The organism is Iodobacter violaceini, assembly GCF_011601265.1.
Classification (GTDB): domain Bacteria; phylum Pseudomonadota; class Gammaproteobacteria; order Burkholderiales; family Chitinibacteraceae; genus Iodobacter; species Iodobacter violaceini.
The window spans coordinates 311,995-327,747 of the sequence record NZ_JAAOLX010000002.1; the positions used below are offsets into that span (position 1 = coordinate 311,995).

At 50.0% G+C, this 15,753-nt stretch carries 14 protein-coding genes; 3 read left to right on the forward strand and 11 right to left on the reverse strand.

Annotation, left to right across the window (positions count from 1 at the left end; all coding sequences use genetic code 11):
• Nucleotides 1-114 precede the first annotated feature (114 nt).
• A complete protein-coding gene (gene speG / locus HA050_RS05050; protein WP_166822886.1) occupies nucleotides 115-654 on the forward strand; it encodes a spermidine N1-acetyltransferase in 540 nt (179 codons plus the stop codon).
• Between the two features lie 119 nt (nucleotides 655-773).
• Here speG and HA050_RS05055 read toward each other — a convergent pair whose 3' ends face one another.
• The 4 genes from HA050_RS05055 to HA050_RS05070 form a co-directional block, all read right to left on the reverse strand.
• Complete coding sequence (locus HA050_RS05055) at nucleotides 774-1,925, reverse strand: FAD-dependent oxidoreductase (RefSeq protein WP_166822889.1); 1,152 nt, start codon at nucleotides 1,923-1,925, stop codon at nucleotides 774-776.
• A gap of 159 nt (nucleotides 1,926-2,084) precedes the next feature.
• On the reverse strand, nucleotides 2,085-3,020 hold the full coding sequence (locus HA050_RS05060) for a LysR substrate-binding domain-containing protein (protein WP_166822892.1): 936 nt from the start codon (nucleotides 3,018-3,020) through the stop codon (nucleotides 2,085-2,087).
• The gene (locus HA050_RS05065; protein ID WP_115227656.1) at nucleotides 3,017-3,508 is read right to left on the reverse strand and encodes a disulfide bond formation protein B; all 492 of its coding nucleotides are present in this window, start codon (nucleotides 3,506-3,508) and stop codon (nucleotides 3,017-3,019) included. Before HA050_RS05065 ends, HA050_RS05060 begins: the two co-directional genes overlap by 4 nt.
• A gap of 117 nt (nucleotides 3,509-3,625) precedes the next feature.
• Complete coding sequence (locus tag HA050_RS05070) at nucleotides 3,626-4,780, reverse strand: patatin-like phospholipase family protein (protein ID WP_166822895.1); 1,155 nt, start codon at nucleotides 4,778-4,780, stop codon at nucleotides 3,626-3,628.
• A gap of 295 nt (nucleotides 4,781-5,075) precedes the next feature.
• On the opposite strand from HA050_RS05070, the gene guaB reads away from it, so the two are divergent.
• Nucleotides 5,076-6,545, forward strand: coding sequence for an IMP dehydrogenase (gene guaB / locus HA050_RS05075; protein WP_166822898.1), 1,470 nt, complete (start codon nucleotides 5,076-5,078; stop codon nucleotides 6,543-6,545).
• Between the two features lie 90 nt (nucleotides 6,546-6,635).
• On the opposite strand, the gene HA050_RS05080 is transcribed toward guaB, so the two are convergent.
• The 7 genes from HA050_RS05080 to HA050_RS05110 form a co-directional block, all read right to left on the reverse strand.
• Complete coding sequence (locus HA050_RS05080) at nucleotides 6,636-7,043, reverse strand: DUF1398 domain-containing protein (RefSeq protein WP_166822901.1); 408 nt, start codon at nucleotides 7,041-7,043, stop codon at nucleotides 6,636-6,638.
• Nucleotides 7,044-7,115: 72 nt separating this feature from the next.
• Complete coding sequence (locus HA050_RS05085) at nucleotides 7,116-7,562, reverse strand: Csu type fimbrial protein (RefSeq protein WP_166822904.1); 447 nt, start codon at nucleotides 7,560-7,562, stop codon at nucleotides 7,116-7,118.
• Between the two features lie 3 nt (nucleotides 7,563-7,565).
• Complete coding sequence (locus tag HA050_RS05090; protein WP_166822907.1) at nucleotides 7,566-9,812, reverse strand: fimbria/pilus outer membrane usher protein; 2,247 nt, start codon at nucleotides 9,810-9,812, stop codon at nucleotides 7,566-7,568.
• Between the two features lie 11 nt (nucleotides 9,813-9,823).
• Nucleotides 9,824-10,546 carry a fimbrial biogenesis chaperone gene (locus tag HA050_RS05095; protein WP_166822910.1) on the reverse strand — a complete coding sequence of 241 codons (723 nt, stop codon included), beginning with the start codon at nucleotides 10,544-10,546 and terminating at the stop codon, nucleotides 9,824-9,826.
• Between the two features lie 304 nt (nucleotides 10,547-10,850).
• A complete protein-coding gene (locus tag HA050_RS05100) occupies nucleotides 10,851-11,309 on the reverse strand; it encodes a spore coat protein U domain-containing protein (RefSeq protein WP_166822913.1) in 459 nt (152 codons plus the stop codon).
• 192 nt (nucleotides 11,310-11,501) lie between these two features.
• Nucleotides 11,502-11,966, reverse strand: coding sequence for a Csu type fimbrial protein (locus HA050_RS05105; protein ID WP_166822916.1), 465 nt, complete (start codon nucleotides 11,964-11,966; stop codon nucleotides 11,502-11,504).
• Nucleotides 11,967-12,274: 308 nt separating this feature from the next.
• Nucleotides 12,275-13,522 (reverse strand): D-amino acid dehydrogenase, encoded by a 1,248-nt coding sequence (locus tag HA050_RS05110; protein ID WP_166822919.1) that lies wholly within the window; start codon nucleotides 13,520-13,522, stop codon nucleotides 12,275-12,277.
• Nucleotides 13,523-13,880: 358 nt separating this feature from the next.
• On the opposite strand from HA050_RS05110, the gene HA050_RS05115 reads away from it, so the two are divergent.
• Nucleotides 13,881-15,737 (forward strand): ATP-binding protein, encoded by a 1,857-nt coding sequence (locus HA050_RS05115; protein ID WP_166822922.1) that lies wholly within the window; start codon nucleotides 13,881-13,883, stop codon nucleotides 15,735-15,737.
• Nucleotides 15,738-15,753 lie beyond the last annotated feature (16 nt).

Below are 15,753 nucleotides of genomic sequence, written 5' to 3' on the forward strand. Positions count from 1 at the left end.
ACTTTTTCTCTTTCGTCCTCTATTTGCCCCCCCACAAATACCATTTCCCTGAAAACACTGAACTCCCCCTATCGCCTTAAGTCCGAGGAATATCTTCTTCATTAAGCGATTTATATGAGTAGCCATTTAAAACTACGCCCACTGGAACGATCCGATTTACGTTTTGCCCACGAGCTGAACAATAACGCCAAAATTATGCGTTATTGGTTTGAAGAACCTTATGAGACTTTTTCTGAGCTTACCCAGCTTTACGATCAGCATGTGCACGATGTGCGCGAGCGCCGTTTTGTGGCTATTGACGGCAATAATGAAATGGCAGGCTTTGTTGAATTAATTGAGCTGGATTATATTCACCGCCGTGGTGAATTCCAGATCATGATTGCCCCCGATAAGCAGGGTAAAGGCTACGCCACAGAAGCTACACTGCTGGCGGCTAATTATGCTTTTTCAGTTCTGAACTTACGCAAACTTTATTTAGTTGTGGATGTTTCTAATTTAGCCGCAGTGCATATTTATGAGAAATGCGGCTTTATTAAAGAAGCCGAATTAGTTGAAGAATATTTCTGCAACGGCAGTTATCACAATGTATTCAGAATGCGGCTATTTCAGCATGAATTTTTTGCGAAAGCGATGCAAGACAATATTCAGAAATAAAACAAGCAAAAAAATGCCCGTGCTTTAATCAAAAGCATGGGCAGGGGCTAAAAAAACGATTTTTGTTACAACATTCAGAGCTAATACCGCACCTGGATTCCCAGCATGGCGATCTGCTTTCAGGACAAAACAGGCGGTAATTGCCCCGTTAAAGCCTGCTTCTCTTTGCTTGCCGCCCCCAATAATGCAAAACCCAGCAACTGCCCCTGTGCATCAACAAAACGGGCATCAATGCCGCCTTCAATCTCCGACACTTGCCATTCCCCCTGTGCACCAATGGCAGGCGGTGCGACGACGGTTGGGCAGGCAGGTGTTTTAACCACTACCGGCATGGCAGGGTATTTAACCGGGGTGGGTGTTCCGGCCAGAGTGGCAGCCAGGGCGCGGGCGCAGTGCATAATGGGCATTACGAAAGGCAGATTTAAGCCCATCACTTCGGCGCAATCGCCCAGTGCGTAGATATGTGGCTGCGAGGTTTGCAGAGTTTGATCAACCACAATGCCGCGATTCACTTTTATGCCCGCACTCGTCGCTAAATGAGTACGTGGCCGCAGACCAACAGCAGAAAACAACATGCCCACTTCGATAATCGATCCATCGTTTAAGCCCAATAAATAGCGCCCTTCCATATGGTCATAATTTTTTGCCGAGAATCCAAAATGAAACTCTGCGCCAGCGCTGGTTAGCTGCTCTGCCAAATAGCGGCCAGCGGCTTCGGGCAATAAACGGGATAATGGCCAGCCTGCCGGGTCAAACACAATCGGCTTAATTCCAAGCGCTAATAAATCGTTGGCAAATTCGCAGCCAATTAAGCCGGCGCCAAGAATACCTACGGTTTTTAATTCAGGCAGTTTTGCGGCAAATTCTGTGTAATCCTGCAGATTATTCACAGAAAGCACGTCGTCGCCTGCATTGCCACCCAGGGGTAAATAAACCGGATCTGCACCCAGCGCCAGAATTAAATCCCGATAAACCAGCGCTTGCCCGTCAATCAATAAAACCTGTTGATTTACAGTATCAATTCCCACTACTTCGGTAAAGGGTAAAATAGCTGCGCTTAATTCTTCGGCCATTTTGCTGGCGGATTTGATAATTAAAGAAGCGGGCGTTTTTTTGCCCGCTAAGGCATTAGATAACATGGGCTTAGAATAAAAATCCGCAGCGTCTTCAGTGATAATCGTTAAAGGCGTGGTTTGATCTGACTTTCGGAATTCTCGTGCTAAGTTATAGGCGGCAAGGCCCGAACCGATGATGATTATAGGATGACTCATTGTCTTTTCCTGTGTGATGCACTTGTAGATCAAAAAAAACCAGCGCCTTTGGTCCTGCTGACCTTGGATTGGCAAAGATCAGCAAACCCCCGGTGCAGCATGCTGTTTATTCATACACACCGCGCCGGGCCCTACTTTTGCTGCAAAAACAAAACCCTGCTAATGCACCGGCTCATCAGGTAATATTTGCACGGATGACAAGCGGGTATTCAACACAGCCTGGCGCACCGCTTCTATGGCTGCAGCGCGTGGAAAATTACGCCGCCAAGCCAGAATCACCCGCCGGCTTGGGACAGGCTCTTTAAATGGCCGGATCGTCAGCAAAGCATCATCTGCAGCGCTGACAGAAGACGCAGGCAAAACAGTGACCCCTATTCCGCCCGCCACCATATGCCGGATTGTGGTCAGCGAGCTGCCTTGCAAGGTGCGCTGCAAACTTCCAGCAGGCAGGCTTTCGCGGTTCAGATCCGGGCAGGCTTGTAAGACATGATCTCTGAAACAGTTACCTGAAGAGAGCAGTAAAACATTCTCATCGGCCAAAACGGATGAATCGATTTCCGTTTCCTTTTCCCATGGATGGCCCTTAGGCGTAGCCACTACAAAGGGCTCGTCGTAAACGGCCTGCGTGGCAAGGCCTGCTTCAAAAAATGGCTCGGCCACAATCGCCACATCAATTTCGCCCTGCTTAAGCATCTCCACCAAACGTGCGGTGTAGTTTTCTTCCAGCAAAATCTGCATTTGTGGCGCAGCGATACGCAGCTGCGGGATTAAATGCGGCAATAAATAGGGGCTGATGGTGTAGATAATCCCCAGACGCAAAGCGCCAGCCAGCGGGTCTTTGCCCTGTTCGGCCAGCTGTTTAATCAGCTGCACTTCTTCTAATACCCGTTGCGCCTGCTCAACCAGGCGGCCACCAATCGGCGTAAGGGTGACATCGCTGGCAGAGCGCTCAAACAATGCCACGCCCAGCTCTTCTTCCAGCTTTTTCACCGCCACCGATAATGTAGGCTGTGATACAAAGCAGCTGGCAGCCGCCCGGCCAAAATGGCGCTCCCGCGCCACGGCCACGATGTACCTTAATTCTGTCAGCGTCATGCTTTTGCCTGCCAGAAACGAATACCCCAGGTCGCTGCGATCAGGCCGCTGAATCCCAATAAAGCCAATACAGGTAAAGACATTCCAAATAAGCTCCAATCGATTACACCGCATTCGCCATGCCCGGTCAGCACACCTTTGAAAACCTGCAGCCACGGCTGCGTTTCCATCAGGTAATTCAGCCCTGGCCCGCAGGAAGGCAATTTACTTGGATCGATAAAATACTGAATCGCCACATGTCTTGCGGCAACACCCGCCCCGGCAAGGCCCACAAGGGTAAGCACAATGGGCCAGAAGCGGCTCATTTTAGGCAGGGGAATCGCAGCGGCGCAGAAAGACAGCAGACCAAAGGTAATAAAACCCACACGCTGAAAAATACACAACGGGCATGGGCTTAAAAATTGGGTTTTTTCCAGATAGAGCGCAAAGGCAATGGTGCCTGCACAAAAAAGAGACAGGGCCAAATGGCCCAGACGCCAGCGCAACATGTGTACTCCGATAGCCAGTCAATAGATACAGACTATTCTATCAGCCAACTCGATCAAGAGGGAGTTGATATCAGGCAAGAATTGCCAATACCTACACTGCACTGACTGTAATATTGCTTATTCTGACGTTTTAATCGATAAAAAATCACGCAACTCTTGCTCTTTAGCCATGGCATCCCGGTAGCCCAGCTCGATTAATTTGCGTGAATAGCCACTGCAAAACAATAAGTAACTGGCCACAACCGAGCCCTGATGGCGAAATGCGCCCATCCCTCCCAGCAAAAAACGCATTCCCACAGGAAACTCTGATTTAAAAGCCACTGCCAGCCGCTCCAGTGGCTGTGAAGGCGAAATCGCCAGCACTTTAATCGGCCTCAAGCCGAGGGGAAGCTGCCGCGCCAAATCAGCAGGCACAGCCGCCAGCGTGCGGTTGATTCGGGTTAAGCGCTCTAAATCGGTATCGAGCCCATCCAGAAAAATACTATTCATTAAATGCCCCATTACCTGGGCCAGCGTGGGGTAGCGGGTGTGTTTTTCTCTGGCGGACGGATCCGCCACCTGTGGTGCCACCCCAATCACTAAAATACGCTCTGCGCCTAAATGAATAGCGGGGCTGATGGGGGCAATTTGCCGCACCGATCCATCCCCGAAGTATTCGCGGTGTAAGCGCACCGCAGGAAACAATAAAGGAATCGCGGCCGAGGCCATCAGATGATCCACAGAAATACTGGCCTTTACCCCTACTCTGGAAGCGCGGTGCCAGATATCCAAATCTGCAGCGCCTTGAAAAAAAGACACCGATTGCCCCGATGTATAGCCAGAAGCCGAGATCGATAAAGCACGCAAAGCCCCCGCTTCTATGCTTTGCTGAATCCCGGAGAAATCGACCCTGTCCACCAGCAAATCACGCAGCGGTGCATTGTTTAAAAAAGCACGCGGATTATATTTACCCATGCCCCCTAAAAACAAAGACAGTAACCAGTGCCCAGCTGTCGCCAATAATTGCGCAAGCGATGCCTGATAAATCATTTCCGGGCTTAAGCCCTGCCAGAGCCTTGCCAGCTCAAACACAGAGCGGCGAAAATGATCTGCCCCGGCTGCAATCGCCACCGCATTAATACCACCAGCCGAAGTGCCACAAATAATAGGAAAAGGATTGGCTGCGCCCTTGGGCAATAATTTTGCAATGGCCAGCAACACGCCCACCTGATAAGCCGCTCTTGCACCGCCACCAGACAAAATTAAAGCCGTGCTGGAGGGATGCGTCTGCATTCGTTTGATCCCCATCTTGCGCCTCTTGTTTCTTTTTTATTTTTAAACAGGCATGACAAACCAGCCACTCTCTTACGCTAGTTCTTAGCCGGCAAGGCTGCAAGATTGTCTGGAAAATAGCTGGGTTCACTTGCGGATTTCATGCTCAGGCACCAAAAGATCACAGAAATGGCCACAACCAGTTTTCTTAAATAAAGTGCAAAATTGCAGATTATTGAAAACTGTACTAACAGAGATTGGTCTTATTACGCACAGTTCGGTATAATGCCGTTTTGGCGACTAAGGATTCTGCACCATGCGCGTGATTCAGAAGGCCCTCACCTTTGACGATGTACTTCTCGTCCCGGCCCATTCCAACATCCTCCCGCGTGATGTCGATTTATCGACACAATTCACCCGCAACATTCGCCTGAATCTGCCGCTGGTTTCTGCAGCGATGGATACAGTGACCGAGGCCCGCCTCGCCATTGCTATTGCCCAGGAAGGCGGCATGGGGATTATTCATAAGAATATGACCCCTGCAATGCAAGCGAAAGAAGTATCCAAAGTAAAACGTTACGAATCAGGCATTGTTAAGGATCCGATTACCGTATCCCCGGATATGCTTGTACGCGACGTACATGAGCTGACCCGTCAGCACAAAATCTCCGGCTTGCCTGTGATTGATAAATCCGGCCAATTGGTCGGTATTGTCACCAACCGCGATTTACGCTTTGAAACACGCCTTGACGTGGCTGTCAGCAGCATCATGACGCCTAAAGAGCGTCTGATTACGGTCAACGAAGGCGATTCAATTGAAACCGCCCGCGTGCTGATGCACCAGCACCGCCTGGAGCGCGTGCTGGTGATCGACGAAAACTTCAAGCTGAAAGGCCTGATTACCGTTAAAGACCTGATCAAAACCTCCGAACACCCAAATGCCGCAAAAGACGACCAGGGTCGCCTGCGTTGTGGCGCGGCAGTTGGCGTTGGCGCTGGCACCGAAGAGCGCGTTAAGCTGCTTTCCGAAGCCGGTGTGGATGTGATCGTGGTTGATACCGCCCACGGCCACAGCCAGGGTGTAATTGATCGCGTACGCTGGGTTAAGCAAAACTTCCCGCATATTCAGGTCATTGGCGGCAATATCGCTACTGCTGCAGCTGCTTTAGCACTGGCCGAAGCCGGTGCCGACGCGGTTAAAGTGGGGATTGGCCCAGGCTCAATCTGCACCACACGTATTGTGGCCGGTGTAGGTGTGCCGCAAATTACTGCGGTGGCCAATGTGGCTGATGCGCTGGCTGGCACCGGTATTCCTCTGATTGCTGACGGTGGTATCCGCTATTCAGGCGATATCTCTAAAGCCATCGCTGCGGGCGCAAGCTCAGTGATGCTGGGCGGTTTATTTGGCGGTACAGACGAAGCACCGGGTGAAGTAGAGCTGTACCAGGGCCGTACTTACAAGAGCTACCGCGGCATGGGTTCTTTAGGTGCAATGGCTGGCAGCAATGGCTCGTCCGACCGCTACTTCCAGGACAATGTAAACAACGCTGACAAGCTGGTTCCTGAAGGCATTGAAGGCCGTGTTGCTTACAAAGGCCCGATTACCGCCATCATCCATCAATTGATGGGTGGCCTGCGTTCTTCCATGGGCTATCTGGGCTGCAAAACCATCACAGAGATCCACGAAAAAGCCGAATTTGTGCAAATCACCGCCGCAGGTATTCGTGAATCGCATGTGCATGATGTGCAAATCACCAAAGAAGCACCGAATTACCATACCGATTAATCACTCTGATTACCCGTTATGCAAAAAGGCCGGAATGATTCCGGCCTTTTTTTATTTGAAAAAACAAACGCATCCAATCTTGATACTTTGCTATTCGTCTTTGTGCTGAGCACCAGGAAACCATTCAACGTGGCAATCGCCATTACGACCTAAATAGCTGACCCGCTTGCCACGCAAAAATACATAGTAAGCTTGAACTCCGGCTTCCATCGCCCGCTCAGAGAAGCGGAAAAATGGCTGACTGTTTTGCTGGCTGTCCAGAATAGCAGCACGCAGCTGCGGCCCATCCAGCTGACTAGCCACCTCCGGCAGGCCTTCAATGGTAAGCGGCGCCACAACAACGCCACCATCAGCACCATAAAAAGCAAACTGCAGCCGTACATAATCAACGTGATAGTACTCAACCCCTTCTGCAATAAGACGCCCGACAATTTCAGGAAAAGGCAGCCCTCCAGAAATTGTAAGCCTTGCCAGCTCACAAATTGTGTTTGCGTTCATTTTATTCCTTTAATTTCAGCACAAAGAATCACTGTACTCATTACCGCCACCACAAAGCAAACACCCCAAAAACTATGGAGAAATAGTCAGCACTACGTAATCCTCATAATTCCCCGCATCGACCTGCTGCATAGGGGGGATGACGCCGCAAAAATAGATGGGCGTTACAACGCCTGCCGACACTGCAACGCTTAAAGCATCTTTACCCGTGCCCAGCTCAGGCGCTTTGCATGTTGATTTATACAGGTGATAGCGAAGCTGGCTGCCGCCGCCGCTTATATTGCGCATTTTTCTGTCATTAATGGTACCGGAAACCTGGCTGGGGCCAAACGAGATAGACAGTTTTCCAGCTTGTGTGCAGCTTGCTGTAATAAGCTCCTGCCTGATAGTTTCGGTGCTTAAGTTTGGGGCGTATTGCCCAAAAGCCACTTCCTGCACCGATCCAAAAGAGCACGCCCCTGCTGTGGAATACGCAGGCAGCAAGGCCGCTGCGATACCGATGATTTTTTTAATTAGCATAAGCTACTCCCTGCTGCAGATTAAATCACCCAGGTCCAGCACATCACCCGCAGCATCAGGCACTTCAATCCAGGCCGGGCAAGGCAATCCATTGTTTTGTATTTCAAGTGCGTATTTTCCAGGCGCGATGTCTTCCATGTAGATTTTTCCATTGATATCCGTCATGGCGGATAAATCACCTTCAGGCAATTTTAAGCTCAGGGTGGTGTTGACCAAAGCATGCTGCTGAGCATCTACAATTCGCGCTTCAAAAGCCCGTAATTTTTTCGCCGCAAAAACAAGGTGCCGCCCCATGTTTTGCCCCGGCATCACATCAAGGCGCAGCTTCGGCAGGGTATATTCAATAGGAATATCATCCTGTACCAGCGCAATTTGCTGTTGCCCGTAATTGCTTAATTCGGGCACCCATAAATACCCTTCTTCATCGGTATGACCAATCACCCGGCTGTTTTGCGTCACCCCCACTCCGGACAAACCTTCACTTTGCACCAGAGCAAAGCTTTGGTTTACAGGCCGGCTTACGCCCCAATGGCCATCCACATACGCCACAGCCCCTTCAGCAGCCACCCTGTAGCTGCTGCGGCCATCGTACTGCCTTGCACTGGCGGTGAGCTGAGACTGCGCAAAACGCCCCTGCACATAGGCATCCTGCGCTACACCCACCCGGTCATGCTCTGCATTAAACCGATAAGACCAACCCTCACCTGCGGGCGTCGTTTTGGCGTAATAGGCATTGATTCTTTGCTGATTCAAGTCATCACGCTGGAAGCTTGTACCGGCCGACTGATTGCCATCGAACAGCCAGGTTAAGTTAACAAACCCCTGGGTGCCATTATTTCGGATTGAGAGCGATGTTGACACCGAGAAATCCCGCGCCGGGCTTGCAGAAAAACTAAGTCTCAGCGCATTTTCTGTTTCTGCCGTGCCTCCCGTCTGACGCATAAAATCCACCCCCCAGTTGCCCATGCTCTGATTGCCAAAACCAAAGCCCACACTGCCATTCCATGCAGGTAAAGGCCAATCAGACATCGAAGACAAATAGTATGCACTTTGCTGCTGCAGCATGGCGCGCACATTAAAAGCCTGCTCCTCGTAACGATAGTTAAACAAGCTGGCCTGGCCCTGCTCTTCGCCATTTTTAGCCCATGATGCCGCCACACCCAGCACGCCGTAATCGCCAAGGCGAATATTGGCTAATGCACCTGCGCTCTGATGCTCCGGGGTGCGTTCTGCACGTAAACCCACGGTCAGATAATCATTCACGCCGTAACGGTGCAGGCCTGAAAATGCAAGGCCCTGATAGTGATCAAAGCCCTCTTTTCGCTCAACCCCCAGGTTGTAATTAAACTCGTGCAAACCGGATTTCAGCAGGGAATCATCAAAATAATAGGGCAGGTTATAAACCTGACGATTGCCGTACTGGTCTTTCACCACCACCGATATATCCTGAAACCCGGAAAAATAGCTTAAGTCCTGAAACTGATAAATCCCCGGCTGCAGATCAACATTTTTAACAATCACACCATTGATATAGATTTCGGCAGTGGATGGGCTGGTGATGGCTGCACCGCCATTCAGGCCCGGCTTTGTTTCAAAATAAGGCTGCATGGAGAACACACGGCTCACCCCTATCCCTGCCATCGGCACGCCACGCCCTAATGCCCCTGCCGTGGAGGAAATATCACCCAGCGTAATGCGCATCATCTGATCCGGGCTGTCGTAGCTCAGTGTACTGTCCAGCCGCAGCCAGCCCTGGCCATGGCTTTGGTAATCGTGGCGGCTGCGCAGGTTCCAGCCATCAGAAGCGATATTTAAGGTGGGCGCAAAGCCCATTCCCGCTTGCCCGCTGGTATCCCGGCCTGCCGACACAGCGTAGTTTACATAAGCCGATGTACCGCCCTGCCAGGGGCGGATATGATTTTGCTGCGAAAAATCCGAAATTTGTAAGGGCAATAAAGCCGGATCGGCCTGAAGACTGGCTTGCAGTAAATCCAGATTAAGACTGGCTTTTACGCCGCTGATCTGATCCATCCGTACGAAACGTCGCCCGGAAAAAAGCTGGCTGCTGCCTTTAACCTCACTCAACCCCATGCCTTTTAAAGCATCCGCATCGAGCCAGTAAATATCAGCATCGATTCTGGCTTCAAGATCGCCCTTTGCCATGCCATTGAGCATGATATTAAGAATCAGCGGCTCGGCAGCGGCACTTGCAAAACGGCAGCAACATAAGAGCAAGACCCATAAGGCCATTTTACCCGCCATTATTTACAAGCCGTTGCTGCAATATTGAAGGGCACACTCAGGCTGTGACGGTCAAAAGCCACATAAATGAGATGCTGTCCCGGTGTGCAGTGTGCCAAAGGGAAATGATATTCGCGCTCTGAGCCCGCCAGTAAATACCATGCACTGAATTCCTGCTGATCAAGCTTTAGCGTTTCGCTTTTGAGCGAAGACAATCTTAAAGTGGCATTGCCTGTGTTTTTAAGCGTAAAACTTAAATCCCCTTTTTGCAGTTTGATATTTTCCATAGTGGCGGCAGCCCTATTCAAAGCTGCAGGTTGCACAAAAATGGGCACGCCAAAACTCAGCACCATTGACAGCTGAGAGCTGCCCGCCTCGCTTTTAAGCGGCGGCTGCTCATTGACATACAAGCGGTAAGCCAGCTCATCAGCGGCTCTGGGCACGCGTAAACCAATACGCACAACACGCTGGCTGTGCGGGGCAATTTCTGCCTGCTTTGGAAAAAACAGCAGATCGCTGGTCTCGCTGTAAAGATCTTCGCCAGCAGCACCCTGCTCCCAGCGTTTAGCATCCAGCGCCACCCGCAGCGGAGTATCACCGACATTGGCAATAGTAATAGAGGAGGTTTTATCTTTAGCCGTAAAATCCAGCCGTACAGGCGACACAGAAAATTGTGCTGCAAACACGGGTGCACACAACAGGCTGATCCAGCCCGCCAATAAGAGCATCAAGAGCTTTTGCATATCAGGCCCTTTATTTTAAAGTAAATTTTGATCGCAACAGCCTGCAGCTCTGAATTGAGCACAGCAAGAGCATGGCGCAGAGAAAGACACGAAACAACCCTGCCACGCATGCAGCAAAGAGGCCGGTATCTTCAGGGAAACGCGGATTGAATTTTTGATCAGGGGTCAGTGTAATAAACGGATGCCCCTTGCCCGGAAAAAGGGAATCAGGGAAAAACCGATTTACCCCCCCCCAATCTCTTTTAAAAATCCAGCGTGCACACCGGATTTTTAAAAGCTGGAGCAATACAAGGGAGCAGAGCGTTTAAGGTGCTACGGTCAGCACTACCGTGTCAGCGTAATCACCCGCCCTGGCGTTTTGATAGGCTGCACCTTCAACAATGGCGGTCAGCAATACTTTATTTTCTGTTAAGCCGCCCTCACCCACACCAGATGTTTTGTCTGCAGACAGATTATATTCAATTAGATCACTGGCATCGCCGTCGCTTAATTTAATATTTTTTTTACCTGCAGCACCATTTAAACCATCATTCATTGAGACGGTATAGCTTGTACCCTTAGAACACCAAAAACTGATATCCGCAGTTGTTTGTTTTTGTGCATCAACACCAGGTGTCATATCCGGAATTGTCATCGTGACATCGGAAGGATTTACAAAAGTACAAACAGGTAATACTTTGCCTGATACATGGACATTTACATTAGCAGCAAAGGCAGGAAAAGCAGCCGAAGCAAATAAAGAAGCCAAAATCATTCTTTTCATTGTATCCCTCTTTTATTTAAATGGAGTCAGTCACAGGGAAAACAATTTTATAAGAAATTTCCTGCCGCAATAAGCTAAATACTTTACAAAAAAAAGGTGATCTGTATCATTCAAATGAATATTTAGGGGTACTTTTACATTGCATTAGAAACAACTAATACAGAGATAAAAAATTATCACAGGGATAATAAATTAGGGATTTATCTTTAAAACAACCAAATCAGAATAATGACCGGCTTTAATTGCAAGATAATCAGCGCCGCGCACGCTGGCACTTAATTTCAATGGAATAAGCACGGCCTCACCCGCACCGGTGCCGCTGCTCAGGCTGCTTTGCAAGTTATACGGCAGATAATCGCCCCCTTTGATGCTGCCCATTTTCCTGCCCTGACCCTGCCCCTGATTAAAGTAGCGGCCATTATCAAGCTCCACCTTGTAGCGCGTGCCTTTAGAGCAGGAAAAACTCACTTCACCTGCCACCTTGCGATCCCCCTGCCCGGGGGTTAAACCACCAAAATCAAGCACCACATCATCAGGCCGGGCAAAAACACAGCTCCCTGCAACTTCGGCACTCACACGCTGAGATTCTGCAGACACAGAAAAAGAAAGTGCAGCAAAAAACAAACAAAAAACAAACCGGCATATATTACTATTCATTTAAAACTCCATCACAACCCGCTCTACGGCCGATGCACCGCTATTTTCAGTACGCTTGAATGTGCGCACAAAATTTAAAGACCGCGAACAAATTGAAGCAGCTGTCGTTAATACAGCTGCTTTATCAGAAACGGTGCAACGGGGCAGCACCCTGGATTGCACTTTGATATTAATCGCCAATGCTGATTGGGTAAACAAACAGCATAATAAACAGCAGCTAACAGATCGCATCATATTCTCTGGAAAAAACATATCGCAAGGTAATTAGTCTGAATAAACAGCCGGGCCATTTATTCAGACATGGTTAATTACTGAAAACAAAAATCAACATCTGGCTTTTTACCGGAAATTAAATCGGCAATAGCCAGTGCCGAGCCACAACATTCTGTCCAGCCCAGGGTGCCATGCCCGGTATTGAGCCACAAACTCGGATAGCACGTACGGCCAATATAAGGCAAATTGCCAGGTGTTGCCGGGCGTAAACCGGTCCAGAACTCGGCCGCAGCATAATCAGCACCATCAGGGAAAATATCCCTCACCCGGTCAATAATCGCCTTACAGCGCACCGCATTCAGATCCAGATTATATCCATCAAATTCTGCAGTACCGGCTACGCGCAGATAATCCCCCAGTCTGGAGAAAACCAGCTTATGCCCGTCATCTGTCAGGCTGACTGTTGGTGCACAATGACCATCACGCACCGGAATCGTGGCTGAATAGCCCTTGGCCGGATAAATATCCAAATTAATCCCAAGGGGGCGCAAATGCAGCGGGCTGTAACTGCCCAGACTTACCACAAAAGCATCTGCACTGAGGGATTCTGCCCCCTCATCACCCTCTGTCCGCACCGCCACCACATCCCCGCCTGCACAATCAAAACCGGCGATTTCGCAATCATAGCGAAATTTCACCCCGGCTTGCTCGCAGAGAGCCGCCAGTTCATTGGTAAATAAGCGCGCATCGCCCGATTCATCACTGGGCGTATAGGTGCCCCCCACAATGGGCCGCATCGAATTGCGCAAAGCAGGTTCTATCAATAAGCACTCAGCGGCAGATTTTACCTGCCGGTCAAGGCCCAGCTCCCCCATCAGCTTTGCTGCAGGGATAGCCGATTCAAACTCGGCCTGCTCAGTGTAGTAATGCAATATCCCTTCGGTGCGCTGATGGTATTCGATACCGGTAGCCGCCCGTAAGGATTGCAGGGTATCGCGGCTGTACAAACCAAGGCGCACCAGGTTTTGCAGGTTATAGCGCGCCTTTTCCCGGGTGCACTGTTGTAAAAAACGCAAACCCCAGCGCCATTGATGCCAGTCGGGCTTAAAGCGAAACAAGAGCGGCGCATCTTCCTCACCCAGCCACTGCAATGCTTTCCAGGGGGCCTTGGGATTAGCCCATGGCTCCGCATGGCACACCGATATTTGCCCGCCATTGGCATAGCTGGTTTCCCTTGCTGCCTCTGGCGCACGCTCGATCACCGTTACCTCATGCCCTGCCTGGCTCAAAAACCATGCCGAAGTAATCCCAATTACGCCCGCCCCCAGTACAATCACCTTCATATTTTTCCCTTATGAATCAATTTCAAATCGAATACGTTTTCAAGCTAAAACCGGGCAAAAAATATCGCAGCCACTCATCATTTTTTTATACGGCCGCAAAAAAATGAATTGATACTCACAAATCAAAGAAAACAATATGTCTTGTATTAGAAAATATACCAGCCCCGGCAAACAGATTGATTCAAGCCAAGCCACAGGCTCTGTACTAAATGATTTTTTACAAAAAGATTAACAAATGCGATTCATAATACTTGATTAAGAATCATGAAATGATGATACGTTTTACTAGAAAGCCGATACTTGATCTAAACTAACATCTGAAACTCTCCACTTACGAAAAACCAAGCCCCGCCACGCTATGAATCTGTCGCTTCGAACTGCAATTATTTTTGCCACTCTTTTGGGCTTATTACTGCCCTCTGGTGTAAATGGCTATATCAGCCTGACCCGCCAGCTGGACAACGCCCAGCGCCAGATCAGCCTGGATCACCAGCGTATTGCCGATATTCTGGTTCTGGGCATGCAAGAGCCACTCTGGAATCTGTCTCCGGATGCCGGCAAACCCCTGCTGGAATCGGTCATCAGCGATGAGCGCATTGTGCGCATTACCGTCAACGACTCAACACTGGGCCTGTTTATTGAGGCCAACAAACCAGAGCGCCGCCGCGGGCATTTGCACTCACTCACCCGTGTGGTGAGCAAGCAGGGCAGCAATATTGGCACCATTACGATTGAGCTGGATGATGGCAATGCCACCACCCGCATCCGCAGCGAACAGCGCCTTTATCTGGCCGCAGTGCTGCTGCAGATTGTGCTTAGCCTCGGGCTGATTTTATTACTGCTTGAATCCAGGATTATCCGCCCGCTCGCCGAGCTGTCACGCCAGGCTATTCAGCTGGCACGCCGTGAGCTGGATGAAGCCTTTGTCTGGCGGCGCAGCGATGAAATCGGCACCTTAGGGCAAAACCTGGAAACCACGCGAAAATCACTGAAAGACCTGATTTTGACGCTGGAACAAAAAAATCTGCAGCTGGAAACCGACATTCTGGGCCGCAGGCAAATTGAGCTGGCCCTGCGCGCCAGCCAGGATCGCTACCGCAGACTGGTTGAATCAACGCATATCATCCCATGGGATGCCAACCCGGACGAGTGGCGGCTTACCTATGTCGGCCCGCAGGCCGAAGCACTGCTGGGCTATCCGCTGGCCCAATGGTACCAGGAAGGCTTTTTATCCAGCTATCTGCACCCGGACGACCGGCATCATGCTTATCGCCTGTTCAGCGAAACCAGCAAAACTGGCGTTTCTGAATTTGAATGCCGCTTTTTAAGCAGCAGCGGCGAAGAAAAATGGGTACTGCTTACTGCCTCCGCACAATGCGATGCCGATAACAAACGCACTTTGCAGGGCTTTATTATTGATATCAGCGAGCGCAAACAAGCCGAGCTGGATATGGAGCGCTACCGCAACCACCTTGAAGAAGTCGTAGAAGCCCGTACCCGCGCACTGGCCTCAGCCAATCATGAGCTGGAAGCATTTTCTTACTCGGTATCGCACGATCTGCGCATTCCGCTTCGCACCATAGAAGGCTTCAGTCAGGTGCTGCTGGAAGACTATATCGGCTCGCTGGATGTGAATGCCCGCAACTATTTAGCGCGCATCCGCAGTACTACGCACAATATGACCAGCCTGATTGATGATTTACTCAATCTGTCCAAGCTGACTCGCATTGAGGTGCGCTGCCAGACCATTAATCTGAGCGCCTTAAGCGAAGAAATTGTGGATGAATTCCGCAGCCTGCAACCGCAGCGGCAAATTGACATCCAGATTGAAGAAAATCTCAGGGCTCATGCTGACCCTAAACTCATGCTGATTGCACTCAGACATTTACTTGATAATGCATGGAAATTTACCGAGCGCACCCAGAATGCAAAAATCAGCATTGGTGCAAATGATATCAATGGCCAGACTGTTTTCTATATTCAGGACAACGGAATCGGCTTTGACATGGCCCATGCCAATAAAATATTTTCACCCTTCCAGCGCCTGCACTCGCACACCGAGCTTACTGGCAATGGCATTGGCCTTGCCATCGTTCAGCGGATTATTCACCGCCACGACGGGCGTATCTGGGCCAAATCTCAGGCAGACAACCAGACAATTTTCTACTTCACCCTGCCCAATAAACCTCAGGCAGATCACCGTTTGCCACATTGACTCAAAGTGGCAAGAT

Coding starts and splice junctions, on each gene's coding strand:
- speG (WP_166822886.1), top strand. CDS start 115: ATGAGTAGCCATTTAAAACTACGCCCACTGGAACGATCCGATTTACGT.
- HA050_RS05055 (WP_166822889.1), bottom strand. CDS start 1,925: ATGAGTCATCCTATAATCATCATCGGTTCGGGCCTTGCCGCCTATAAC.
- HA050_RS05060 (WP_166822892.1), bottom strand. CDS start 3,020: ATGACGCTGACAGAATTAAGGTACATCGTGGCCGTGGCGCGGGAGCGC.
- HA050_RS05065 (WP_115227656.1), bottom strand. CDS start 3,508: ATGTTGCGCTGGCGTCTGGGCCATTTGGCCCTGTCTCTTTTTTGTGCA.
- HA050_RS05070 (WP_166822895.1), bottom strand. CDS start 4,780: ATGCAGACGCATCCCTCCAGCACGGCTTTAATTTTGTCTGGTGGCGGT.
- guaB (WP_166822898.1), top strand. CDS start 5,076: ATGCGCGTGATTCAGAAGGCCCTCACCTTTGACGATGTACTTCTCGTC.
- HA050_RS05080 (WP_166822901.1), bottom strand. CDS start 7,043: ATGAACGCAAACACAATTTGTGAGCTGGCAAGGCTTACAATTTCTGGA.
- HA050_RS05085 (WP_166822904.1), bottom strand. CDS start 7,562: ATGCTAATTAAAAAAATCATCGGTATCGCAGCGGCCTTGCTGCCTGCG.
- HA050_RS05090 (WP_166822907.1), bottom strand. CDS start 9,812: ATGGCCTTATGGGTCTTGCTCTTATGTTGCTGCCGTTTTGCAAGTGCC.
- HA050_RS05095 (WP_166822910.1), bottom strand. CDS start 10,546: ATGCAAAAGCTCTTGATGCTCTTATTGGCGGGCTGGATCAGCCTGTTG.
- HA050_RS05100 (WP_166822913.1), bottom strand. CDS start 11,309: ATGAAAAGAATGATTTTGGCTTCTTTATTTGCTTCGGCTGCTTTTCCT.
- HA050_RS05105 (WP_166822916.1), bottom strand. CDS start 11,966: ATGAATAGTAATATATGCCGGTTTGTTTTTTGTTTGTTTTTTGCTGCA.
- HA050_RS05110 (WP_166822919.1), bottom strand. CDS start 13,522: ATGAAGGTGATTGTACTGGGGGCGGGCGTAATTGGGATTACTTCGGCA.
- HA050_RS05115 (WP_166822922.1), top strand. CDS start 13,881: ATGAATCTGTCGCTTCGAACTGCAATTATTTTTGCCACTCTTTTGGGC.